Origin of the sequence: Desulfosarcina alkanivorans, assembly GCF_009688945.1 — a bacterium.
In the GTDB taxonomy this organism is placed as follows: domain Bacteria; phylum Desulfobacterota; class Desulfobacteria; order Desulfobacterales; family Desulfosarcinaceae; genus Desulfosarcina; species Desulfosarcina alkanivorans.
Genome location: NZ_AP021874.1, coordinates 1,946,803 through 1,971,393, shown reverse-complemented (window position 1 = coordinate 1,971,393; position 24,591 = coordinate 1,946,803). Strand labels below are relative to the sequence as shown.

Annotated in this window: 20 protein-coding genes and 1 tRNA gene; 15 read left to right on the top strand and 6 right to left on the bottom strand. The window is 58.7% G+C overall.

Features of this window, described 5'->3' with window-relative positions; all coding sequences use genetic code 11:
• Positions 1-137 precede the first annotated feature (137 nt).
• From DSCA_RS08725 to DSCA_RS08700, 6 genes are all read left to right on the top strand, one after another.
• Entirely contained in the window at positions 138-1,301 is a 1,164-nt protein-coding gene (locus tag DSCA_RS08725) for a branched-chain amino acid ABC transporter substrate-binding protein (protein WP_197904764.1), read from the top strand.
• A gap of 159 nt (positions 1,302-1,460) precedes the next feature.
• On the top strand, positions 1,461-2,372 hold the full coding sequence (locus DSCA_RS08720; protein ID WP_155316062.1) for a branched-chain amino acid ABC transporter permease: 912 nt from the start codon (positions 1,461-1,463) through the stop codon (positions 2,370-2,372).
• A 258-nt stretch (positions 2,373-2,630) separates the two neighbouring features.
• Positions 2,631-3,638 (top strand): branched-chain amino acid ABC transporter permease, encoded by a 1,008-nt coding sequence (locus DSCA_RS08715; protein ID WP_155316061.1) that lies wholly within the window; start codon positions 2,631-2,633, stop codon positions 3,636-3,638.
• A gap of 77 nt (positions 3,639-3,715) precedes the next feature.
• On the top strand, positions 3,716-4,528 hold the full coding sequence (locus DSCA_RS08710) for an ABC transporter ATP-binding protein (RefSeq protein WP_155316060.1): 813 nt from the start codon (positions 3,716-3,718) through the stop codon (positions 4,526-4,528).
• A gap of 1 nt (position 4,529) precedes the next feature.
• A complete protein-coding gene (locus DSCA_RS08705; RefSeq protein WP_155316059.1) occupies positions 4,530-5,273 on the top strand; it encodes an ABC transporter ATP-binding protein in 744 nt (247 codons plus the stop codon).
• Between the two features lie 101 nt (positions 5,274-5,374).
• A complete protein-coding gene (locus DSCA_RS08700; RefSeq protein ID WP_155316058.1) occupies positions 5,375-6,241 on the top strand; it encodes an MBL fold metallo-hydrolase in 867 nt (288 codons plus the stop codon).
• Here the strand turns inward: DSCA_RS08700 and aceA are convergent.
• The 6 genes from aceA to DSCA_RS08670 form a co-directional block, all read right to left on the bottom strand.
• A complete protein-coding gene (gene aceA / locus DSCA_RS08695; RefSeq protein WP_155316057.1) occupies positions 6,234-7,574 on the bottom strand; it encodes an isocitrate lyase in 1,341 nt (446 codons plus the stop codon). The genes DSCA_RS08700 and aceA overlap by 8 nt on opposite strands.
• Positions 7,575-7,626: 52 nt before the next feature.
• Positions 7,627-9,228 (bottom strand): malate synthase A, encoded by a 1,602-nt coding sequence (gene aceB, locus DSCA_RS08690; protein ID WP_155316056.1) that lies wholly within the window; start codon positions 9,226-9,228, stop codon positions 7,627-7,629.
• Positions 9,229-9,726: 498 nt separating this feature from the next.
• On the bottom strand, positions 9,727-11,442 hold the full coding sequence (gene aceK / locus DSCA_RS08685) for a bifunctional isocitrate dehydrogenase kinase/phosphatase (RefSeq protein WP_167527678.1): 1,716 nt from the start codon (positions 11,440-11,442) through the stop codon (positions 9,727-9,729).
• 368 nt (positions 11,443-11,810) lie between these two features.
• On the bottom strand, positions 11,811-13,865 hold the full coding sequence (locus DSCA_RS08680; protein WP_167527677.1) for a methyl-accepting chemotaxis protein: 2,055 nt from the start codon (positions 13,863-13,865) through the stop codon (positions 11,811-11,813).
• 295 nt (positions 13,866-14,160) lie between these two features.
• The gene (locus tag DSCA_RS08675) at positions 14,161-14,382 is read right to left on the bottom strand and encodes a hypothetical protein (protein ID WP_155316053.1); all 222 of its coding nucleotides are present in this window, start codon (positions 14,380-14,382) and stop codon (positions 14,161-14,163) included.
• Positions 14,383-14,593: 211 nt separating this feature from the next.
• Positions 14,594-14,797 (bottom strand): hypothetical protein, encoded by a 204-nt coding sequence (locus DSCA_RS08670; protein ID WP_155316052.1) that lies wholly within the window; start codon positions 14,795-14,797, stop codon positions 14,594-14,596.
• 361 nt (positions 14,798-15,158) lie between these two features.
• Between DSCA_RS08670 and DSCA_RS08665 the strand changes: the two genes are divergently transcribed.
• The 9 genes from DSCA_RS08665 to DSCA_RS08625 all read left to right on the top strand — a co-directional run bounded on the left by DSCA_RS08665 (position 15,159) and on the right by DSCA_RS08625 (position 24,424).
• Complete coding sequence (locus DSCA_RS08665) at positions 15,159-17,954, top strand: DUF2339 domain-containing protein (protein WP_167527676.1); 2,796 nt, start codon at positions 15,159-15,161, stop codon at positions 17,952-17,954.
• Positions 17,951-19,330, top strand: coding sequence for a DUF3999 domain-containing protein (locus DSCA_RS08660; RefSeq protein WP_155316050.1), 1,380 nt, complete (start codon positions 17,951-17,953; stop codon positions 19,328-19,330). The genes DSCA_RS08665 and DSCA_RS08660 overlap by 4 nt, the downstream gene beginning before the upstream one ends.
• Positions 19,331-19,448: 118 nt before the next feature.
• Complete coding sequence (locus tag DSCA_RS08655; protein WP_155316049.1) at positions 19,449-20,777, top strand: homoserine dehydrogenase; 1,329 nt, start codon at positions 19,449-19,451, stop codon at positions 20,775-20,777.
• Positions 20,768-21,382 (top strand): bifunctional phosphoserine phosphatase/homoserine phosphotransferase ThrH, encoded by a 615-nt coding sequence (gene thrH, locus DSCA_RS08650; RefSeq protein ID WP_155316048.1) that lies wholly within the window; start codon positions 20,768-20,770, stop codon positions 21,380-21,382. The genes DSCA_RS08655 and thrH overlap by 10 nt, the downstream gene beginning before the upstream one ends.
• 52 nt (positions 21,383-21,434) lie before the next feature.
• Positions 21,435-21,782 (top strand): four helix bundle protein, encoded by a 348-nt coding sequence (locus DSCA_RS08645; protein WP_155316047.1) that lies wholly within the window; start codon positions 21,435-21,437, stop codon positions 21,780-21,782.
• An 82-nt stretch (positions 21,783-21,864) separates the two neighbouring features.
• Complete coding sequence (locus tag DSCA_RS08640) at positions 21,865-22,293, top strand: acyl-CoA thioesterase (RefSeq protein ID WP_155316046.1); 429 nt, start codon at positions 21,865-21,867, stop codon at positions 22,291-22,293.
• A 116-nt stretch (positions 22,294-22,409) separates the two neighbouring features.
• Positions 22,410-22,724 carry a DUF167 domain-containing protein gene (locus DSCA_RS08635; protein WP_155316045.1) on the top strand — a complete coding sequence of 105 codons (315 nt, stop codon included), beginning with the start codon at positions 22,410-22,412 and terminating at the stop codon, positions 22,722-22,724.
• A gap of 225 nt (positions 22,725-22,949) precedes the next feature.
• A tRNA-Met gene (locus DSCA_RS08630) sits at positions 22,950-23,026 on the top strand.
• A 501-nt stretch (positions 23,027-23,527) separates the two neighbouring features.
• Positions 23,528-24,424 (top strand): nuclease-related domain-containing protein, encoded by an 897-nt coding sequence (locus DSCA_RS08625; RefSeq protein ID WP_155316044.1) that lies wholly within the window; start codon positions 23,528-23,530, stop codon positions 24,422-24,424.
• Positions 24,425-24,591: the final 167 nt, after the last annotated feature.

Sequence of the window (24,591 nt, the reverse complement as noted above, 5' to 3'; positions counted from 1 at the left end):
CGCTCCCGATGGCTCTGGCGAGCTGAATAACGGCCATATGCTTTTTACTTGACATGCCGACCGGCTTCATCCAATATAATGCGCTTATCCTCAAAAAGGATGAGCCTACTCTTAACCTATCACAAGGAGAAAAACTCATGAGATGGTCAGGCTTTTTTGCAGCGTTGGGCGTTTTGATGGCGGCATGTCTCCTCTTCACGACGGGTGTTTCTGCAGCTGAGAAACCGATCGTAATCGGGATTCAGGCGCCCATCACCGGACCATGGGCGTTCGAAGGCCAGATGGCGGTGCAATCCTGCCAGGTGGCTGCTGAATTGATAAATAAAAAAGGCGGGTTGCTTGGCGGTCGCATGGTTGAAATCCGCGAGTTCGATGACTCCGGGACACCCAAGGACGGCGCCCTGGCCGCCATGAAAATCGTTTCTCAGAAAGATATTGTCGGAGTGGTGTCCACCTACGGTTCCCCGACCGTTGAAGCCAGCTCGAATATTTTCGAGAAGCGCAAGATGATCAACATCGCATATGGCGCGACCTTTGTCGGCTTGAGCAAAAAGAACAGAAATTATTTCTTCCGCACCTGCGGAAGGGATGACGCCCAGGGGATCTTCTTCGCCAAATTCATGCCCGAGAAGTTTGGCGTCAAGCGCATCGCCATCGTGCACAACAATACGACCTTTGCCATTGGTGTGGCCGAAGAGACCAAGAAGGCGCTCAAACCGATGCTGGATTCAGGTGCGGTCGAACTCGTTTTTTATGACGCCGTCAATCCGGAGGACAAGGATTTTACACCTGTTCTGACCCAGATGCGCGAGACCCGTCCGGACGTGTTCTACTACACCGGACATTATCCGGAAGGGGCACTGATTGCCCGCCAGGCCAAAAAGATCGGCATCAACTGCATATTTGTCGGCAGCAACGCCGTAATCAACAATGATTTCGTCAAAATCGCCGGTGTCGACGTGGCCAAGGGGTGGATGATGACTCAGGAGCCGATGCCCAGCGAACTGCCGTACAAGGAGTCAAAGGAATTCCTGGCTGCCTATGAGCAGAAATACGGCGAGATTCCTTCGAGCCCCTGGCCGATTTATGCCGCCGACGGTGTCAATATCCTCGCCGCGGCAGTCGAAAAAACCGGCTCGACGGAGCCGGGTGTGCTGGCCGATTACCTGCACAATGACGCCAATGGGGTGCCGGGGGTGACCGGACCGATCGGTTTCACCGCACAGGGTGACCGTGAAGGGGTGCCCTACCTGATGTACGTTGTCAACGAAAAGGGGGCCTTTGTCCTGCTCGATAAATAGCGTTCCTGCATGGAAAACACATGAACCGGGCGACGGGTTGAATCAGGGGGGGGGCCACCGATCGTCGCGCTGCCAAAACCCGTCAACCGGTTCAGGACGGACACCGCCAATTGTCTGGTGCCGAATCAAACGATCGGTCGCACAACACCGGGGCTCAGAATGGACGTTTTTTTGGAACAAATTGTCAATGGCCTGACCATCGGGGCCTTTTATGCCCTGATCGCACTGGGCTACTCCATGGTCTATGGTGTCATGAAGCTGATCAACTTTGCCCACGGCGATTTCTTTGCGCTGGGTTCCTACTTCGGTTACACGCTTCTCGTCTGGGGCTCGGCGCTGATCAGCAATCGGTTCGGGCTCTGGGGCGGCATGGTGGTGGCCCTTGCCGTGGCGGGTGTCTGCGTGGCCCTGGTCGGCATGCTCACGGAGCGGGTGGCCTATCGTCCCATATACTCAGCCGGCCGGCTGCCCGCTGTGGTTTCCGCCCTGGGGGCATCCATTTTCATTGAAAATGCCATTATGGCTGTCTGGGGGCCGCGGTATCTGGCCTATACATCCGATATCGTGCCGGACAATGTGATCCAGCTCGGTGCGGTTCAGATCAGCGCCCTGCAGGTGGTGATTCTCCTGCTCTCCTTCAGCCTGATGGGGCTGCTCTATTTTATCGTGCAGAAAACCACCTTCGGTGCCGCCATCAGGGCGTCCGCATTGGACCGGGACACGGCTGCACTGATGGGCATCAACATCAACAAGGTGATCCTTTTTATTTTTACGCTCGGACCGGCCCTGGGCGGCATGACGGGCGTCATGGTCGGCATGTACTACCGGCAGATCAGTTTTACCATGGGATGGAATTATGGGTTGAAAGCGTTTACCGCAACGATTCTGGGTGGCATCGGAAATATTCCCGGGGCCATGTTCGGCGGGCTGATCCTGGGTATCCTGGAAATGCTGGGTGCCGTATACGTGTCGGCGGCCTGGAAGGATGTGTTTGTCTTTCTGGCACTGATTCTGGTGCTGATATTCCGGCCCACCGGGCTCTTCGGAGAAAAGATTGCCGATAAAGTATGACAGGTTCGTAAGCAGTCCGATATCTGCGTTACGCTTCATCCCTCGTCACTGCGGAGTACGGTAAGTACACCTCATTGCTCGGGATTGGACATTCTATGAATGTCCGCCGTATGGATGACGGTCGGTTTCCAGTGCGCTCGCAGACGAGGGCCGTGCACGCTTCCGCGGCCCGCAAACCTTGATCTCGGACTTCTTACGAACCCGTTGGAAATTGGTTTTTTAGAGTTCATCAAGTATAGTAGAGTAAAGGATTTGCAAATGGGGCGAATCAGCACCAGTTTTTTAAACGGCCGTATCGTCTGGCTGGTCATCGCCGGTTTTCTCCTCTTTCCGCTGATTGGCATGCGTAACGAGTACCTGCTGGATGTGGCCTTTTTCTTCGGCATATACGTGATCCTGGGATTGAGCCTGAACATCGTTCTCGGAGAAGTGGGACTGTTTGACCTCGGGCACGCCGCGTTCTATGCCATCGGCGCCTATGCGACCGGTATTCTCAATACCCTATACGGTGTTCCCATCCTGGTCATGCTGCCCCTCAGCTTTATCGCCGCCGCCCTCTTCGCTTACCTTGTCGTCTCACCGATTATCCATCTCAAGGGCGATTACCTGTGTATCGTGACCATCGGCCTCGGTGAAATCATCCGGCTGGTACTGATCAACAATCCCTTCGGCATGACCGGCGGGTCCAACGGCATCGTGGGCATCGACAACCCGTCACTGACCCAATGGCTGGTGGTCGACACCTCCCTGGATTTTTACTTTCTGGTCTGGATCGTCGTCGGTTTGAGCATCCTCGGCCTGGTCCGGCTGCAGCAGTCACGAATCGGCAGGGCCTGGAACTGCATCCGGGAAGACGAGGTCGCCGCCGAAGCCTCGGGCATCAACGTCCGGGCCTACAAGCTGCTGGCATTTGTGCTGGGCGCCGCGTTGGCAGGGGTTGCCGGAAATATCTATGCCAGCAAGATGATGGTCATCTCGCCCCACAGTTTTACGTTCATGGAATCGGCATTGCTGTTCTGCATCGTGCTGATCGGCGGAATGGGGTCGATTCCGGGGGTCCTGATCGGCGCAGCGGTGATCAGCCTGTTTCCGGAAATATTCAGGCCCTTTGCCATGTACCGGATGCTGATTTTCGGGCTGGCCATGATCCTGATGATGATTTTCCGTCCCGGCGGCATCTGGCCGCGCAAGCGGGGGGCCATCGAGCGGCGGACCGGATTCCGGCTGCCGAAAATGCCAGAGCAGGGGGCTTCGGGGAACCCGTAGGCCCCGGGGCCGTAATAACGGGTAAATCCACTGTACAGGAAGCCGTCAAGGACATTGACAGGAACTCGGACGTGAAGATGAGAAACCACAAGAATGCCGGAATCGTTCTCGAATCCCGAAACCTGACCAAGCGTTTCGGAGGTCTGGTTGCCGTCGGCAATATGGATCTGAAGGTGCACCGGGGCGAGATCAGCAGCCTGATCGGTCCCAACGGTGCCGGGAAAACGACCTTTTTCAACGTCGTGACGGGGATCTACAGGCCCGATGCGGGCGACATCCGCTTCAACGGCGCGCCGATTGACGGTAAAAAACCCCATCAGATCGTGGAATTGGGCATTGCCCGCACCTTTCAGAATATCCGTTTGTTTCCCAATATGACCTGCCTGGAAAATGTCATGGCCGGTCAGCATTGCCGCGGGGCGGCAGGGGTGTGGGCTTCCATTGCCCGAACGGCCGGGCAGCGGACGGAAGAAAAGCGGATTGCGGCGATTGCCGCACAGCGCCTGGAGCAGGTGGGGCTGGGCCGCCTTAAGGATGAACTGGCCAAAAACATCCCCTATGGCAATCAGCGAATGCTCGAGATCGGCCGGGCTCTGGCCACCAATCCCCGGCTGCTCGTGCTGGATGAACCCAGCAGCGGCTTGAACGATCGGGAATCCGAAGATCTGATCGTTTTTCTCAAAAACCTGATCAAAGAGGATTTGACGATCCTGATTATCGAGCACGACATGAACGTGGTCATGGGGATTTCCGACTGGGTGACCGTCATGGATGAGGGGCGCAAGATTGCAGAGGGAACGCCGGAAACCGTCTACAACGATCAGAAGGTGATCGAGGCTTATCTGGGGCGGGATGACGAAGACGAAGACAGCGGGACGGAAAGGGCGTAACATGGCAGCGCTGCTTAGTGTCGAAAATCTGCGGATTGTCTATGGGGCGGTCGAGGCGCTCAAGGGCATCTCGCTGGCGTTGAACCAGGGCGAAATCGTCACGGTGCTGGGGGCCAACGGGGCGGGGAAAAGTACGCTGCTGAGGGCCATCTCGGGTCTCGTGCCGCCTGAAAGCGGCGCCGTTTATCTCGACGGCGAGGCCTTGAACGCGGTGCCGCCCTATGACATCGTTCGCAAAGGAATCTCCCAGTCCCCCGAGGGGCGCCGGGTGTTTGCAACCCTGACCGTAGAGGAGAACCTGAACCTGGGGGCCTATACCCGGCAGACGCATAAAAAGGAAGTGGCCGAGGCCAGGGCGCGGGTGTTCGAACTGTTCCCGATCCTGGTGCAGCGGCGCAACCAGCTTTCCGGCACCCTTTCCGGCGGAGAACAGCAGATGCTTGCCATGGGCCGGGCGCTGATGAGCAACCCCCGCATTCTGCTTCTCGACGAGCCGTCCCTGGGGCTGTCCCCGCTGTTTGTCAAACTGATTTTTAAAATCATCCGCGAGATCAATGCCCAGGGGGTGTCGATTCTGCTGGTCGAGCAAAATGCCCGCAAGGCGCTGGGAATTGCCAACCGCGGCTACGTGCTGGAGACCGGGGTGATTTCGGTCAGCGGTCCGGCGTCCGACCTGCGTGACGATAAGAAGATCCAGGAGGCGTATCTAGGCGGGGCGGCGCTGAAGCGCAAGCACACGGCGTGACCCCGATTGGCGTTAACGCACGGCTGCCCGGAAACGGCGATGGCCTTCAGGATGCAGTCCTGCGCAACCGGTGCCCGCAGGTCCGGGACCCGAGGACAGATATGCTTAAAACGTTGAAAATTACCGTGGCTGCCGAAGACTCCGTGGCCTACGATTCGAACTTGCTGGGGCAGCATGGCATTTCGCTGCTGCTGACGGCCAATTCCGGACCCGGCGAGAAAAACATCCTGGTGGATGTCGCCCAGGATCCCGAGGCCCTGCTGGCCAATTTTGAAAAAATGGGCATCGCCCCCGCCTGTATCGACGCGATCGTGCTGACCCATTGCCATTATGACCACACCCGGGGCCTGGCCCGGATCCTCCAGGCAATCGACCGGGACGACATCCCCGTCATTGCTCATCCCGACCTGTTTCGCCTGAACTTTTTACGGACGCCTTTTTTAAGGCATGTGGGCGTCATGCCCGGCGATCTGCAACCGCAGATCGAAAACGCCGGCGGCGTTCTTTTCCTGACCCGGGATCCACTGGAGATCATGCCCGGGCTCATGACGACCGGGGAGGTGGAACGGACCACCGAATTCGAGGACCCGGGGATCGACCTGTGCACCATCGAAAAGGGAAGGGTCAAAACGGACGCCATGACCGACGATATCAGCCTTGTGGCCAACATGGAAGGCAACGGCCTGGTTGTTGTCACCGGTTGCTGCCATGCCGGGGTCGTGAACGTGCTGGCTCAGGCCCGGCGCATGACCGGCGTCAAAAAAACAGTCGGTTTGCTTGGGGGACTGCACCTGGTCGAGGCCTCCGATGAACGAATCAAGAAGACGGTCGCCGGGATCGGGGATGTCGGCCCCGACTGGGTATATGCCGGCCATTGCACCGGCTTCCGGGCACAGGTGGCGCTTTACAACAGGTTCAAAGAACATTTCTCACCGCTGCAGACGGGGATGGTGATCGACATTACTTGAACTGCTCCTCCTCGGTGCTGCCGGACATGGCGCCCACACTGGACGCCCCCGCGCTGATGGTGTCGATCAGCCGGTCGAAATAGCCGGCGCCCACGAATTTCTGGTGAGTGGTGGCCATATAGCCGTCTTCCTTGCCGAAGCGGAATTCTTCCTCCTGGAACCGGGAGTAGGCCAGCATGCCGGTTTTGCGGTAGTTCATGGCCAGGTCGAACATGCCCAGGTTAAGGGCGTGGAAGCCGGCCAGGGTGACGAACTGGAACTTGTAGCCCATGGCCCCCAGTTCCCGCTGGAAGCCGGCAATGGTGGCATCGTCCAGGTTGGCTTTCCAGTTGAAAGACGGGGAGCAGTTGTAGGCCAGCAGCTTGCCGGGGAACCGGGCATGGATGCCTTCGGCGAAGCGCCTGGCCTGGTCCAGGTCCGGCTTGGAGGTTTCGCACCAGACCATGTCCGCGTAGGGGGCATAGGCCAGGCCGCGGGCAATGGCCGATTCCACGCCGTTTCTGACATAGAAAAAGCCCTCGCTGGATCGCTGCCGGTCCAGGATGAACGGCCGGTCCCGTTCGTCGATGTCGCTGGTGACCAGCTTGGCGGCATCCGCGTCCGTCCGCGCCACCAGAAGGGTCGGGACGCCGCAGACGTCGGCGGCAAGCCGGGCGGAAACGAGCTTGGCCACCGCCTCCTGGGTGGGAACCAGTACTTTGCCGCCCATGTGACCGCATTTTTTGGCCGAGGAGAGCTGGTCTTCGAAATGAACCCCGGCGGCACCGGCCTCGATCATCTGCTTCATCAGTTCGAAGGCGTTGAGCGGCCCGCCGAACCCGGCCTCGGCATCGGCGACGATGGGGGCGAACCAGTAGGGGCCGTTCTTTCTTCCATCCAGCACCTGAATCTGGTCGGCCCTTCGCAGGGCGTTGTTGATGCGCCGGACCACCGCCGGCACGCTGTTGGACGGGTAAAGGCTCTGGTCCGGATACATCTCGCCGGCCAGGTTGGCGTCGGCGGCCACCTGCCAGCCGCTCAGGTAAATGGCCTGGAGCCCGGCCTCCACCTGCTGAACCGCCTGGTTGCCCGTCAGGGCGCCCAGGGCGGCAACGTAGTCCTCATGGTTGATCAGGTACCACAGGCGCTTGGCGCCGATTTTGGCAAAGGTGTACTCGATGGTCAGGTTGCCGCGCAGTTTCAACACATCTTCTGCCGTGTAGGGGCGCTGGACGCCCTTCCACCGGGGATCCTGAGCCCAGTGGGTTTCCAGTTCCTCCCGTTCGTCGGCCACCACTTCGTGACAGGTCAACCGTTCACAGATTTCTTCGGCTTTCTCTTCAATGGTTTTCATCTCGCCTCCTGATGGGTGTGAATGAACGTGGGTTCGGCGCCCGGCGCGGCGGTCATCCTTCCAGATGGTCGTAGGCCGCCAGGGTCAGAAATTCCGCCAGGGTGTCGGCGGCGATGATGTCCTCGAACAGGCCGGCGGCCTGCCCGTACCTGACCCGGTGGAACATCGCGTCGCCCACCTCGGTTTGAATCTTCTCCATTTCTTCCTCCAGCATCGACCGGAACAGCTCCAGGGTGATCTTGCGCCCGTCCTCGAGGGCCGCATCCGGGTGCTTGATCCACTGCCACAACTGGGCCCGGGAAATTTCTGCGGTGGCCGCATCCTCCATGAGGTGATACAGGGGCACGCACCCCAGGCCCGAGAGCCAGTTGGCCATGTACTGGATGCCCACACTGATGTTGGTGCGCATGCCCGACTCGGTAATCGTGCCGGCAGGCAGTTTCAGCAGGTCGGCCGCTGAGACCTGGACGTCCGTTCTCAGCCGGTCGATCTGGTTGGGGGCGGGCATGGCCTTGTCGAACTCTTCCATGGCGATGGAAACCAGGCCGGGATGGGCCACCCAGGTGCCGTCGTGGCCGTCGGCGGCTTCGCGGGTCTTGTCTGCCCGCACCTTGTCGAGGGCCTCCCGGTTTTTCTCCGGGTCGTTCCTGATGGGAATCTGGGCGGCCATCCCGCCGATGGCATAGGCACCGCGGCGGTGGCAGGTCTTGATGGCCAGCAGGGAATAGGAGCGCATGCAGTGCCGGGTCATGGTGATCTGGGCCCGGTCGGGGAACAGGTAGCCGGGAACGTTCCTGAACCGTTTGATGAAACTGAAGATGTAATCCCAGCGCCCGCAATTGAGCCCGGCACTGTGGTCCTTGAGTTCATAAAGGATTTCATCCATCTCGAAGGCGGCCATGATGGTCTCGATCAGCACGGTGGCCTTGATGGTGCCCGTCGTGATGCCCAGGGTCTCCTGGGCGGCGATGAAGACATCGTTCCACAGCCGTGCTTCCAGGTGGCTCTCCATTTTGGGCAGGTAAAAATAGGGTCCGCTGCCGGCGGCCAGCAGACGGTTTGCGTTGTGGAAGAAGAAGAGCCCGAAATCGAAGAGGCTGCCCGATACCGGCCGGCCGTCCACCAGCACGTGTTTTTCCTCCAGGTGCCACCCGCGGGGCCGGACGATGAGGGTGGCGGTCCGGTCGTCCAGGCGGTAGGTTTTCCCTTCGGGGCTGGTAAACGTGATGGTCCGGTTGACGGCATCGCGAAGGTTGATCTGGCCCTCGATGGTGTTCGACCAGCTGGGACAGTGGCTGTCCTCGAAATCGGCCATGTATGTCTTTGCGCCGGAATTGAGCGCATTGATCACCATCTTGCGGTCCACCGGACCGGTGATCTCCACCCGGCGGTCGGCCAGGTCGGCGGGCACCGGGGCCACCGTCCAGTCTCCTTCACGGATATGCCGGGTTTCGGGCAGAAAGTCCGGCAGCCGGCCGGCGTCTATTTCCGCCTGGACGTTCTCCCGGCGGTTCATCAACTCCCGGCGGCGGTCGTCGAACCGCCGGGCCAGTGTTCCTACGAATGCCAGTGCATCAGGGGTGAGAATACGGCTGAACGCATCGCTGACCGGCGCATTGATGGTGATGCCGTCTGTCAATGGCGTGGTGCTCATCTGATTCCTCCTTTGGTGTGTTGGGGGCATCCACCGTCGGAAACCGGCGTCCGCCGGTGGCCCGGTGCAGGAAACGGTCCGGGCTGGGCCAGGGTGTGGCCCAATTCGTTCCGACGGATCGAACGGTGGCGTGGGTCTTGGTAGAACTGTCTGTCGGGTCTGATTCAAAATGTGGCAGTCCGGCCAGGATCACGGCGGGCGATCACTTCAAACGGATGAATACACAGGGTATTTGGAGCATTGAAGTGCGCGCCCAACACCGATACGGGCCGAAACGGGACATTTTGAAACTGGCTCGGTCTAAAGCGGAGCTGGGGTTAAGTCAGTGCCCATCCATAAATGGTTATTTTGCCCGATCTCTGCGTTGTTCGAAAAATTTTATCCTCGGAATATCAACTATATGCTTCCGGTTGAATTTTTCGCACGCCTTGATCTCGACCAAAATTCCTCATTTCCGGACAGACACAAGTTAATACGCTGTGGTACAATGTAAACCCTTTACTCCTGTTCCAGCCGGTAGCGGAGCGCATAGGGCCGGATGTGCCGGATGTGGCCGGAACGGATCTCGTCTTGGACCGCCGTCCAGAAATCAGTGGCGAGCAGATCCGCATGCCGGCTCAAAAAAAGGTCCCGATGCTCCGGCGAGAGTCCGAGGAACCGGGAAAATTCTTCGGGAAAAACGTCGTTTTCCCCCACCGTGTACCAGGGTTCGTCGGCCATTTCTTCCATGTCCGTTCTGGCCCGGGGGATTGTCCTGAACCGGCATTCGACCAGCGGTACGATTTCGTCGTAGTCGTAAAAGACCACCCGGCCGTGGCGGGTGACGCCGAAATTCTTGAGCAGCATGTCCCCGGGAAAGATGTTGGCGAACGCCAGGTCCTTGATGGCGTTGCCGAAGTCCACAACGGCGGCGTCGGTTTTCTCGGCGGACGCCTCTTTGAGGTATATGTCGAGCGGGGTCACCCGTCGTTCCAGGTAGGCATGGTCGATGATGACCCGGTCGTTTTCCAGGCGGACCGTCTGCCCGGCTTCGGTGGTGAGATGATCGAGCAGATCGTCCGAGAACCAGCAGCGGTCGAAAGAGAGATGCTCGAAGGTATGGGCCTCGATGAGGCGTCCCACCCGGTAGTGGTTGAAGACGAAGGCGTACTGGGTCATCACTTTGTTCCGGGTCGTCCGCTTGGGGGAGTCGAAACGGTCCCGGATCAGCTTGACCACCATATCGTGACCGGCCATGTCGAACACTACCATGACCATGCCCCGCTTGCCCGCCGAAAGGCGGAACCGGTCCTGTGTGCACTGCGCCGTATGACGGCACACATCCCGGTAGAGCACCGTCTTTCCGTGCTTGAAATAGCCGACGGCCGAATAGAGTTCGGCTTCCGGTTTCGACGGCATGATCGACTTGAGAAAACCGACCAGTTCACCGGGGTTTTCCATGGCTACGTGAAAGGCCGAACGGGTGTAGGAGAAAACGATGCTCAAGCCGTCGGTGTCCAGCACAAGCGCGTCCACCCGGACGCCCGCCGGTTCATGAAGCAGGGCCAGGGCCAGCGGAATCACCCGGCTTCCGGCAACGATCCGGCCGATAAGATAGGCGCCCTGGCCACGGAAGAAAATGTGGCGTATCATCTCTATCCGCGCCGGCCGGCTGTGGCCAAGCTGTTTTTCCACCCTTTCGGCGATTCGTGGCATCACCTTTTCCATGACGGCAGGGGCGATGCGGACCTCGTTGAAATCCGAAAGCATCCGCCGGATCGCCGGTTCAATGGGGTCGGCCAGCGGGTAGACCCGGCAAAGCGATTCGGACGGGCCGGGCCGGACCGGGCCGTCGTCATCGTGGACAAACTCGATCTGTCGATTCACGCCGACGGTGCCGAAAATGCGGCGGGTGACCGAATTGAAAAAGGTCTCGGCCAGTTCCCGGTTATCCCCCCCGGCGATGCGGGCGGCATAGTCCGCCCTGGCGGCGGCCCACACCCTGCCGTCGGCGACCCGGTTTTCCAGCAGGCGGCGGATGCCGGTTTCCGTCTGGTCGACGATCGCTGCATACAGGTTCAACCGTTCGGTGGTCTCGGCCTGAACCTGTGTCCATTGCCGGTTCATGAACCGTTCGGGCGCCCGCGACGTAATCCGGCGGAAACGGTCCTCATAGTCCCGGAACCGTTCATGGATGCAGGCGGCGCAGCGTTGTGCCCATCGTTGGGTCGTCATCGCAGATCCTTCAGGAACCATAGGTTTTGGTCAACGGCCCGGTGGGACGGGCCGGTTGCCCCAATATCGTTTTTGCCCGTTTTTTAAGGCAGCGAAGGTGTCAAGAAAAGGATCGGGAACGCCTTGGACCCAGTTGGCCGACAGTGAACCGGCCACCTGGTTGAGAAAATCAGACGCTAAAAGAAAATATACGATTCCGGGCGGGAATGCAAATGGCCTGGGCGTCCGGCAGGAGGATTCGGAAGCCTGAAAACGTTCCGGTGAGTGCCCGCAGCCCTGATTTTCGTCAACGCACCGAGATGCGGGGCCACGGTTGAACCAACCGGAAACGGGCTTGGAGGCGCTCCCATCCGACCCGCAGCTGGCGATCAGATTTTAAAGCGACCGACCAGTTCATGGAGTTTTTGGGACAAGGCGGACAGTTCCTCCGAACTCCGGCTGACCTGGCCGCTGGAATCGGAAACCTCCTGAACCGATGCATTGACCTGGGCAATTTCTCCGGAAATGGTGCCGGCCATCGTGGAACTCTGGTTCACATTATCGTTGACATCCCGGATGCCCCGGGAGGCCTGGGCCACATTATCGGCGATCTCCTGGCTGGTTGCGGCCTGTTCTCCCACCGCTGAGGCGATGGTGGTCACGATATCGTTGACGTCGTTGATCACGCCGGAGATTGATTCGATCTGCGATACGGTATCGTCAGTGGAGCCTTGGATGCCCGTGATGCGGTTTTTGATGTCCAGGGTGGCGGCAGCGGTCTGTTTGGCCAGATCCTTGATTTCGTTGGCCACCACCGCAAAGCCCTTGCCCGCTTCACCGGCACGGGCCGCTTCGATGGTCGCATTGAGGGCCAGCAGGTTGGTCTGCTCGGAAATCTCGGTGATGGCTTCGGTGACCTTGCTGATCTCATCAGCCGCCTGGCCCAGTTCGTTCACTTTGGCCGACGCGTCGCCGGCTTGGCTGACCGCTGATTCGGTGATGGCGCGCGCCTTTTCCGAGTGCCGGGCGATTTCGCCTACCGTGGCCGTCATCTCTTCTGTGGCCGAGGCCACCATGTTGACGTTGGTTGCCGCCTGTTCGCTGGCGGTGGCCACACTGTTCATGTTGCCGCTCATCGCTTCGGATGCGGCGGCCACCTGTTCAGAACGCCGGGACATATTATCCACCCCACCGGTCATCTGTCCGGCAATGGCGGACAGGCTGGAGGAGGCGTTGTGCAATGTGGTGGCATCCACAGCGATCTGGCCGATGATGCCCTGAAGCTTTTTCATGAAGGTGTTGAACCCGGTGGCCATCTCGCCCATTTCGTCGCGGGCGTCCACCGACAGACGCCCGGTGAGGTCGCCTTCACCCTCGGCAATGTCCTTGAGCATGGCCGCGGTATTTCTGATCGGCCTGACGATGACGGCCGTCATTCCCAACGCCAGTGCGGCCATACCAAGGATGACCACACCGATGACGACCAGGATGGTGTTGCGAAGGGCGTCGACGGCGCCGAAGACTTCTTCGGTGGCGGCGGTGGTTATCAGGCCCCAGTTGAGCCCGCTGATCGTTACCGGGTCGTAGCGAACAAATTCCCTGGCGCCGCTGCTGCCGGTCTTGACTGCCGAACCCGATTCGCCGTTCAGTGCGAGGTCGATAAACTGGTCCGATTTTACGTCGCCGATTCGGCCCTTTTTTACCACGCGGTCACTGCGCAGGCCGGTTTGACCGTTGTTCCGGCCCACCAGATAGCTTTCCCCGGTTTCGCCCATGCCGCTGCGCTGCTGGAGGATGGCATTGAGCTGGTCGGCGGCCAGCCGAACGGCCACGCTGCCCACGACGCTCCCGCTTTCATCTTTCATCCGCGCCATCATGAAGGCGGCCTGCGCCCCGTTCGAGGGGGCATAGGCGGCGAAGTCGCCGATGACCACCCGATCGTCCCCGGCCTGAGTCATCCGTTTATAGGCCTGTCCCAGGCTGGAATCGGCCAGTTCGCTGCCGGGTATGTTCATTCCCAGGTCCGATTCCCTGACCGCCGAATAGACGATATTGCCATCGGGGGAAACCAGCAGCAGGTCGTAAAAGCCGTTGTCGGCCACCATCCCCTTAATGCGGGGCTCCTTGAACTCCACGATGATGCGCCAGTCTTCGTTGTCCGCGGAGTTGCCGTTTTCTTCATAGGCCGCATTGAAAGACCTGACGCATTGATGCAGGAAAGGGTCTGCCTTGATGACCTTAACGGCGGTGCCTACCCGCCTGAAGTAGTCTTCGATGTGATTCCGCTTGGCCTCCTGGACCGCGGTAAACTTGGCCACGGCCTCATCGTGCAGTCCACGGCTGGCCTTGTCTGTAGCGATGAACGTGACCATCCCCAGCGGGATCAGGCTGACGATGATAAAGGCCCCCAGCAGTTTGGTTTTGATTTTCAGACGGTTCAGCATTGCGTTGAATTCCTTTCCATGGGCTTTCCGCATGCCATACGGGGGACGACTCCGGTTCCGGTTGATGCGTTGGCATCAATACATGCGATTGGGTGCTGCCATGGATAGGGTATCGCCCATCGGCGGAGCAACTTAAACTGCCGACCAGAAAGGGCGGTTGGGTGACTCGAAAAAAAGATGGTGACTGCCTGCACAAGAGGGGTGCAAAGGATGGTGCATGGGCCGGCAGCCGGCACAAACCAGGCGCCTGCAGATCGAATCAGCGGGCGCCTGGTTCAGGCATATCGGGTTTACGCTATTTGATGGGGACCGGATTGCACAGATGGGCTTCTTCCATGGCCACCCGGCCGCAGCCGCCGCAGGTAAACTTCATTACCGCCAGCTTGTCTTTGCAGATGTGCTTGGGGTCTACGTCCGGAGTGCCGCAGAAACTGCATTTTTCGGTGTCTCCGCAAGGATTGCACAGGTGCCCCGGGGCTTCTGCCACGGCGCCGCAGCTTTTACATGTATAGGCCATAATAATGCTCCTTTTTTGTCGGTTGGTGTAAGACAATTCAAAAATTATGCTTGAATTGACAATGTCAAACCGGGACGGAATTCGGATTTGTCCGTCAATCGAAGGCGCAGGATTGGATACCAGTCGTGAAAACCGGTCCACCCGTGGAAAGGGTAGGAGCATTCTTTCTTTGCCAATGGGGCGGTCAGCCTGTTCAAACGTTGCTGGTCGTTTACTCGGCAACCCGTTTGATGGTGCCATTGGCGAGCATTTCCTGCAGCTGGGCCAGGAGCTGTTTTTCCTGATTGTCGAGAATCCCGTCTTCATCGGCAATGGCCATAATCTTATTGTGTTCCTTGGTGGTCAGTTTTCCGTCTTCCATGGCCGTCTTGATCATTTCCGATAGTCTTTCAGCAGAATCACTCGGTTTTTTCATGATCATCCCCTTTTGCACAATGATGGTTAAGTGGTGCCGGTGTTGCCGGCATATTTTATCTCATACCATAATAATGGGGAAATGGCCATTTATTAGCGGATTACATGAAGGCTGTTCGAATCGGAGGACATTTTTTTTCCAATACCCGGATGTCGAAAAGTCATCCTTCCGCGGGATGACCGATTTTATTTCTTGAGTTGCCGCCACTGCCTGCCGAACTCAAAAACACGGTGATATCGTCTCGTCGTGCGTTGACATATCAGCCGCTTTTCGTATGATGCAGCCGGCCGCAGGCGGTTTCGCTGCCTGTCAATGCGTCATTCTTTCAATGGTATCTTGGGCAAAATATAAGGGAGCGTGCATGATCTACATCGTTCTGGGGCTGATCGGGGCGGTCACGGGCAGTGTTTACCTGTATGGGCGGGGCGACTTTTTACTGGGCGGCTTCGTCGGCCTGCTGGTGGCGGCGGTGATCAACCAGAGAAACCGGCTCCTGGCGCTGGAAAACCGCCTTGTATCCCTGGAAAAGCGGATTGCCGGTACGTTCTCCGCCGAGGGCGTCGCCGGGCCGGCGGAACCCTCCGGACAGCCGGAATCGGTCCGGTCGGCCCCCATGGACACGGGAGGTGACGATGACGCCGCCCTGTCGGAAACGGAACCTGCCCGGGACGCCGGGGGACGGGCGCCCACAGTTCCGCCCCCCCGTTCCGATCCCGCCGGTGCGATGCCTTCCCTGGAGCTGGAACTGTCCGATGACGCCATTGCCGGGCTCGACCCGCCGTCCGGGCCGCCCCGTCCGGATCCGGCGACGCCGCGGCCGGGTGACCCGGGCGATCGGATCAGGGCGTTTTTCCTGGGCGGCAACCTCATGGTGCGGGTGGGGGTGGTGGTGCTGCTGTTCGGTTTTGCTTTCCTGGTCAAATACGCCGCCGCCCGCAACCTGGTGCCGCTGGAGATTCGCCTGGCGGCCGCTTTCGCCGCCGGTATCGGGCTGCTGGTTCTGGGATGGCGGCTGCGCCGCCGCCGGTTCGGCTATGCGGTGACCCTTCAGGGAGGCGGCATCGGCGTGATGTACCTGACCCTGTTTGCCGCGGCCCGGCTTTTTCACATGGTGCCCCTGCCGCTGACCTTCGGTGTGATGGTGGGGCTGGTGGCCTTTTCCGGCGTACTGGCCGTGCTTCAAAATGCGGCGGCCATGGCCGTGCTGGGGGCGGCCGGCGGCTTCATGGCGCCGGTGCTGCTCTCCACGGGAACGGGCAGCCACGTGATGTTGTTCTCCTATTACGCCCTGCTCAACGCCGGCATCTTCGGCATCGCCTGGTTCAAGTCGTGGCGGTGGCTCAACCTGCTGGGCTTCGTCTTCACGTTCGGCATCGGCTCCGCCTGGGGACTGCAGTACTACCGGCCCCATTACTTTTCCACCACCGAGCCGTTTTTGGTTCTCTTTTTCCTTTTCTACCTGGCCATCGCCGTCCTGTTCGCCCTGCGGCAGCCGCCGCTGCTGAAGGGATATGTGGACAGCACCCTCGTCTTCGGCATGCCGCTGGTGGTGTTCGCCCTGCAGGTCGGGCTGGTGAAAAATTTCCAGTACGGCCTGGCGTTCAGTGCCGTGGCCATGGGACTGGTGTACACCGGCCTGGCCACGGCACTGTGGCGGCGGCGGGATGACGGGCTGGGCGCGCTGGTGGAGGCCTTTCTCGCCCTGGGGGTGATTTTCGGCAGCCTGGCCATTCCGCTGGCGCTGTCGGGCAGCTGGACGGCCGTGGCCTGGAGTATGGAAGGGGCCGGCCTGGTATGGGTGGGCGTGCGCCAGCGGCGCTGGACGGCCAGAGGGTTCGGTCTGCTCCTTCAGGTCGGATCGGGGGCCATGTTCCTCCTCGGCAGCCACGGCGCCTGGACGGAAACGGCGGTTTTCAACAGCCGCTTCCTGGGCGGCATGATGGTGGGCCTGTCGGGCCTGGTTTCCGCCTTTTTCCTGGAACGGTACCGGGACCGGCTGCACCGGCTGGAGCGGCCCTTCGGCGCCGCCATCATGGCATGGGGGCTGCTCTGGTGGTTCGGCACGGGACTGGACGAAATCGACCGCCGCATGAGCCGGCGCCACGAATGGATCGGTGCGCTGGCGTATATCGGCCTCAACGGCCTGGCCATGGGTGTTCTTTTTCGCCGGCTGGACTGGAAGGGGATGCGGTGGCCGGCCATGGGCCTGTTTCCTGCCATGGTGATCGCTGCCGCTGCCGTTGCCGACCGGCACGATATCGTGCATCCTTTCCAGGGCTGGTGGATGGCCGCCTGGCCGCTGACCTTTGCGATCCACCTTTACCTGTTGCACTGTATGGACACCGTCTGGCCCCGGACCCTCGCAACGGGCTGGCACGTGGCGGGCGCCCTGCTGGCCACCGGCCTGGTCGGGTGGGAAGCCGGGTGGCTGGTGGATCAGCTGGTGGCCGGCACCCGTGTCTGGCCCTTCATTGCCTGGGGCATTGTCCCGGCAGGGGCCGTCACGGTGCTGATCCGGCTCAGGGACCGGGCCGGCTGGCCCTTCGGGCCCTGGGAAAACGCCTACCGGGGGTGGCTGCCGTCCCTGCTGGTGCTCGGCCTGCTGGCCTGGACGGCGGCGGGTGCCGCCATCGACGGTAATCCACGGCCTTTGCCCTACCTGCCGCTGCTCAATCCCCTGGACGTCGTCCAGATGGCGGTTTTTCTGGTGGTGGGCCGCTGGCTGCTGTGGATGAGGCGTGAACCGGCATCACCTGCCGCGGGTCTGTCTCCGGTGGTGTTGTGGGGGGCGCCGGCGGCGGGCGTTTTTCTCTGGCTGACCGCCGTGGTGGCCCGCACGGTCCATCACCTGGCCGGGGTGCGCTACCAGGCGGAGGCCATGTTCCGGTCGGATCTCTTCCACGCGGCCATCGCCGTGCTCTGGGGCCTTCTGGCATTCGGGTGCATGGTTGCATCCAGCCGCCTGAGAAACAGGACCGTGTGGTTCGTCGGGGCGGGTCTGCTGGCCGTGGTGGTCGCCAAGCTCTTCGTTGTGGATCTGTCGGGCTCGGGCACCGTTTCCCGGATTGTTTCATTTCTGGCGGTGGGGGGATTGATGCTGGTCGTCGGTTTTTTTACGCCTTTGCCCCCGGCGGAATCGAAAGGAGAGGGCACATGAGAAAATGGCTGTGGCTGATGATGCTGGCGGTCTGCCCGCCGTTGGCGGCGGTGTCGGCCGACGTGACCGTGGATGACTTTGCCTACGGCGTCCGGATTGACGTGCCCGGCACAACGGCGATCGCCGCCATGAGCCTGCCGGAACAGGTATACGGCAGCGCGTTCCGACCGGACCTGGGAGACATCCGGGTGTTCAATGCCGCCGGGGAGCCGGTGCCGCACATGATCCGATACGCCCAGACCCTGAAGACCGACGCCCCCTGGCGGTCGCTGCCCTTTTTCCCGCTCCCGGAAGCGGCCGCTGCCGGGACCGGCGGGTATGGGGTGTTTGTCCGCACCGGACCGGATGGGGCCGTGGTGCGTGTCGATCCGCCGTCGGCGCAGGTGTCATCCGCACCACCGCGAACGTTCCTGATCGACTTGAGCCGCGTCGGGTTGAGCCGCGACGGGCGCAGCCTGGCCCGGCTGCGGCTGAAATGGCAACCGGGCGACGGCCACATCATGGCCACCCTGGCCGTGGATGCCAGCGACGATCTGGTGAACTGGACCACCATTGCGCCGCGATCGGCGGTTTCGGACATTCGATACGCGGGCCACCGTCTGATGGCCAATACCATCCGCCTGTCGGCCACCGGGAAACGATACCTGCGGCTGCGCCACCTGGATGAAGGGCCGGCCCTGTCCCTGGTTCGCATCGAGGGCCGCATCCAACCGGAAGGCCGGAACCCCGTTCGCGCGTTCGTGAAGATCGACGGGCGGCCCGATCCCGACCGGTCGGGCGTGTTTGAATACAGTACCGGCGGCGCCTTACCGGTTGACCGGGTCAATCTCGTTTTCGACCAGGCCAACAGCATGGCCGATGCGCGTCTCGAATCCCGCAGCGGTCCCGATGCCGCCTGGATCCGACGGTTCAAGGGCCTGTTTTACCGCATCGATGTGGACGAGCCTCCCCTGACCAGCGCACCGCAGGCTGTAAAGGTCTCCATGGACCGCCACTGGCGCCTGAGCGTGGATGCCAGTGAAAGCACCATCGGCAGTGCCGTCCCCCGGCTGGAACTCGGCTACCGGCCCCACGACCTCTTTTTTATCGCCCGGGGCAGCGGGCCTTTCACCCTGGCATTCGGCAGTGCGGCGGTCGAGCCGCTGAAGGTCAATGTGGCGGCCCTCTTCGACGGCATCAACCGGCACCGCGAGAATGGCATGGAGCAGTGGGTGGTGCCCCGGGGCCAACGGATCGTTCTGGGCGGCCCCCGGCGCCTGACGCCCCTGCCGGCGCCCCTTCCGATGCGCCGCATCGTGCTGTGGTCGATCCTGGTGGCCGGCGTGCTGGTGGTGGCCGTCATGGCATGGCGCCTGGCCCGGCGAATGAACAGTTAACGGTAAACCGTGAACCGCAATCACAGATTTTCTATTGACTTTATGACCCCGCCCGTAAGAAATTGCCAGATTAACCATCAAGGATTGAAACTCAACGCAAATCAGGAATAAATCAGGCATGAAACAGGTCAACATTGCAATTTTAGGTTGTGGGACGGTGGGGACGGGCGTAGCCCGCCTGCTGCTGAACAACGGGGATATCCTCCGGGACCGCATCGGATGTGAACTCCAATTAAAGTATGTGGCCGATATCGACACCGTGACGGACCGGGGACTCAGCCTGGCGCCCGGGGTGATGATCCCGGATGCGGCCGCGGCCATCGCCGATCCCGAGGTGGATATCGTGGTGGAAACCATCGGCGGCGAGGGAATCGCCAAAACGATGATCCTCGACGCCATCGACAAGGGTAAGCACGTGGTGACCGCCAACAAGGCCCTGCTGGCCAAACATGGCAATCCGATCATTGCCGCGGCTACCGAAAACGGGGTGGACCTGGCATACGAGGCCAGCGTGGGCGGTTGCATGCCCATCATCAAAACGGTCCGCGAATCGCTGGTGGGAAACCGGATCAGCGCCATGACCGGCATCCTCAACGGGACCTGCAACTACATCCTGTCCAAGATCACCGACGAGGGCGTGGATTTCGAAGCAGCCCTGGCCGAAGCCCAGGCAAAGGGCTATGCCGAGGCCGACCCCACCCTGGACGTGGAAGGTCAGGATGCGGCCCACAAACTGGCCCTTCTCTCGGCTCTGGCATTCGGCATGCGCATCAATTTCGACGATATCTACATCGAGGGGATCTCCCGGATCACCCCCATGGATATCGAATTTGCCGCCCAGTTCGGCTATCGCATCAAACTGCTGGCCATCACCAAATTCGACGGCGGTTCGGTGGAAGCCCGGGTGCACCCCACCATGATCCCTTTCGACAACATGCTTTCCAATGTCAACGGCACACTCAACGCCATCAGCGTCTCCGCCGACGCGGTCGGCGATATTCTCCTCTACGGCCACGGGGCGGGCATGATGCCCACGGCCAGTGCGGTGGTGTCGGATATCGCCGATATCGCCCGGAACCTGGCCGCCGGCGGCGCAGGGCGGGTGCCGGTCATGGGCTTCCAGCCGGACAAGATCCGTCCCATAACCGTGCTGCCCATGGACGACATCGTTACCAACTATTACTTCCGGTTCGATGCCATGGACCGGCCCGGGGTGCTGGCCACCATTGCCGGTATCCTCGGAAAATACGCCATCAGCCTTAAGTTCGTTCACCAGAAGGGGAGAAAAACCAACGGCTCTGTGCCGGTGGTCATGCTCACCCACCATGCCCGGGAGGCGGATGTGACCCGGGCGTTGGCCGAGATCGCTGCCCTGGATGTGGTGGCCAGCACGCCCATGTTGATTCGTATCGAGGACAAAAACGGCCAGGAGGTGTCATGCATATAGTCTGTTCCGACCTGGAAGGGGTGTTTATACCGGAAATCTGGATCAATGTGGCCGAGCGTACAGGTATCGATGAACTTCGCCTCACCACCCGGGATATCTCCGATTATGACGTGCTCATGAAGCGACGCCTGGAGATCCTGGCTGCCAACGGCCTCAAGCTGAAGGACATCACCGACGCCGTTGCAGCGATGGACCCGCTGCCGGGCGCCCGTGAGTTCCTCGACTGGCTGCGGGCCCGCACCCAGGTGATTATCGTTTCCGATACCTATCTTGAATTCGCCAGGCCGCTGATGGAGAAGCTCGGCTGGCCGACGCTGTTGTGCCACGGCCTGACGGTCGACGACAGCGGTGCCATCACCGGTTACAACCTCAGGCAGGCCGACGGCAAACGCAAGGTGGCCCAGGCTTTCAAAAGCCTGAATTATCACGTGATGGCCATGGGCGACTCCTACAACGACGTCAGCATGCTCAAGGAGGCCCACCATGGCGTCCTGTTCTGCCCCCCTCAGAATGTGATTGACGAGTACTCCCAGTTTCCCGTGGCGACGACATACGATGATCTCAAGGAGATTTTCGGGAAAGTGATTGAAACAGGTGAACAGTGAACGGTGACCAGTGAACAGTGAGTGGTGAACTGTGAACCGTAAATGGTGACGCATGGATCACAAAGAACTCAAGGTATGGAAAAACGCAATTGATTCCGTCACTGAGATCTATAAAATATCCAGCGCATTTCCGAAAACCGAGATTTATGGCCTTACCGAACAGTTGCGTCGTGCGGCCGTCAGTGTGCCGAGCAATATTGCCGAGGGCGCTGCCAGAGGCTCCGACAAGGAATTCATTCATTTTCTATATATTTCATTGGGCTCGCTCGCTGAAGCCGAAACCCAAATCATTATCGCCAAAAGATTAGGATACCTTGGAGATAATAAAGAGATTTTGAATAGTCTTCAAACCATTCGTAAAATGCTCACAGGTCTGATCAAATACCTGAAGAACAAATAATCTGTTCACAATTCACTGATCACTGTTCACTGGCCGCATATTACGGATTACGTTAACCCATAACGGTTGGACCATTAAGAAAATGAATCCCCAATCCCAACACCCCCCCCTTTCCCACAAAACCAGTTACCGGGTCATCTACGGTGACACGGACACCATGGGCATCGTTTACCACGCCAATTATCTGCGCTGGTTCGAGATCGGCCGGACGGAACTGTTCCGCCACCTGGGGCTGCCCTACAGTGAGATCGAAGCCCGGGGCCTCATGCTGCCGGTCTCCGAAGTCAAATGCAAATATCTCACCCCGGCACGCTACGACGACGTCCTCGTGATCAATGCCACCCTGAACACGGGCTTTCGTGCCGGCATGCAGTTTGACTACACCATCACCAGTCGGGACGGTGCCGTGACCCACACCACCGGGTATACCCGGCACGCCTTCGTCAACGGCCAGGGGAAAGTGGTCCGCCCGCCGGACTTTATCCGCGAACTGATCAGGGGAAAAAGTTGAATCGGCTGCAGGCTGAAGGCGTTTAGCACCCGGAAAACCAGAAAGATCGAAGGCCTGGGAGATTGTGGCAGGAAAAGACGACTCCAAACCGATAGAACCAACAAACCAACCGAACCATGCCCTTCACCATTCAAGAGAAACCTGACGGGCTGACGTTTAAAATCCGGGTCCAGCCTCGCTCATCGAGGAACCAGGTGGCGGGTATTTACGGCGACGCCCTGAAGATCAATCTCACGGCACCCCCGGTGGACAATGCCGCCAACAAGGCCTGCGGGGCCTTTCTGGCAAAGCTCCTGTCTGTCCCCAAATCATCGGTGACCATCGTATCCGGGCACACCGGCCGGAATAAGCAGGTCATGGTTCGTTGTCCAAAGTCGGGCGGCGGGCGGGATTTTATCAAGAAGGCCATTATGGCCTGGGTTTCAGCCTGATGGTGTCATGCAGCCATCAGCCATCTCCAATATCAAGCCGCCGGCTGAATCGCTCGAGAATCCCGGAGCCTCCTTTCCGGTTTGCTGTCAGCAGGTTAAACGCTGGCGGGACAACCCGAAAATCATCTGTGCTAACCGGTCTGGCCATTTTTTTTAATCCACGCCAATTCGTTTGTTGACAATCCGTCGATTCTCACTTATTATGCGTTTTTTAGAAAACACTGATGCGGGGTGGAGCAGTCTGGTAGCTCGTCGGGCTCATAACCCGAAGGTCGTAGGTTCGAATCCTGCCCCCGCTACCAACTGAAGAGACGGCTCGAAAGGAACGTTGTCATTAACGGCAACCCTTTCGAGCTTTCTTTTTAGGACCGCATAATTCTTCATAGCTTTACCCTCTGTGGCAATTTTCAGGATTCCAGCCAAATCGCCGTAAAGATCAATGGATAGCCCTTTTCGGCCTTCTTTTGGGGTGAGTACAACCCAACAATCCTGAAAGCAGATAATAGATGCGTCTTCGTCCGCCGAGGTTTACCTGCAAAATAAGTCTGATAATCCCTGAGGCATTTGGTGCCAGAAATGGATCTATATAGAACGTTTGAGTAGTATTTCTATTCGTTAGAAAGAAAAGGTATTCTTGTGTGCCATTTTTTATAACAAACGCTGACAAATTTTGTTACCTTCCTCTTCATATCTCAAAATATAAGCCCTGACCAACCAACTTCCTGCAACATATAGTATTTTCTCTTTGGTTAGTTTTTTGCATATATTCAATTTAAGAAAGAAATTAGCCAGCGGAGGATAATATGGGGGCTTTGGCGGTTTTAAGTTCATTCCTACCAATAATGCTGTTTTCCATACTCATTGTTTCAATTCTGTACATTCTTAAATCGCCTTGGTTCAAGGGATTGTCCGGGGAGATGATGGTCCACATCTTCGCTAAAATCCAATTAGACAAAGATAAATACCATCTATTAAGAAACGTCACATTACCGACTGCCAACGGAACAACCCAGATTGACCAAATCATCATTTCGGAATACGGTGTTTTTGTCATTGAAACCAAAAATATGAAGGGATGGATATTTGGCAGCGTCAAACAGAAAACTTGGACACAGAAAATATTTAAATATACGAAGAAATTCCAAAATCCACTTCATCAGAACTATAAACACGTAAAAACCCTCAAATCACTCCTGGCATTGACTGACCAACAAATATTCTCGGTTGTCGTTTTTGTAGGTAGCAGCACCTTCAAAACGAAAATGCCGGACAATGTCATCAAGGGGCCCGGATTAATGAAATACATCAAATCCAAAAAACAGCAGGTGATACTTAGCGCAGATGTTCCCATGATTCTTTCCAAGATTGATGCAGATCGCCTGTTACCATCAAGGCAAACGACCAAGGCGCATGTAGAACATGTCAAAGAAATCGTAGAGGAAAAACAAAACGGTAATAATTGCCCTAAATGTGGCAGTTACATGGTTGTTCGTACGGTGAATAGAGGAGCGAGTTGTGGAGAAAAATTTTTGGGATGTTCAAGATTTCCCGAATGTAGAGGAACTGCAGCTATGCCGGCTGAGGATGAGGTGGTGGAAATTGGAACCGAGGAGGAGACGGTATTTTCGGATTCATGGGGGAATAAAACTTGGCGTGATGATGATATCCAACCTGCCTTAATGGATCGGGCGTTTCGATAAAATTATCCTTTGTTTGGCAGTGATGGGTATAGCTGTTTTAACAATGACGACGATTCCCCCTGTGAATCAGAACACAACCGTAAAGAACTGTTGTCACAGGGAACGATAATGCCGCTTACAAAAAAATTTAAAGACCTGGATGTTACCAGAGCTACAACAGGTCTTAT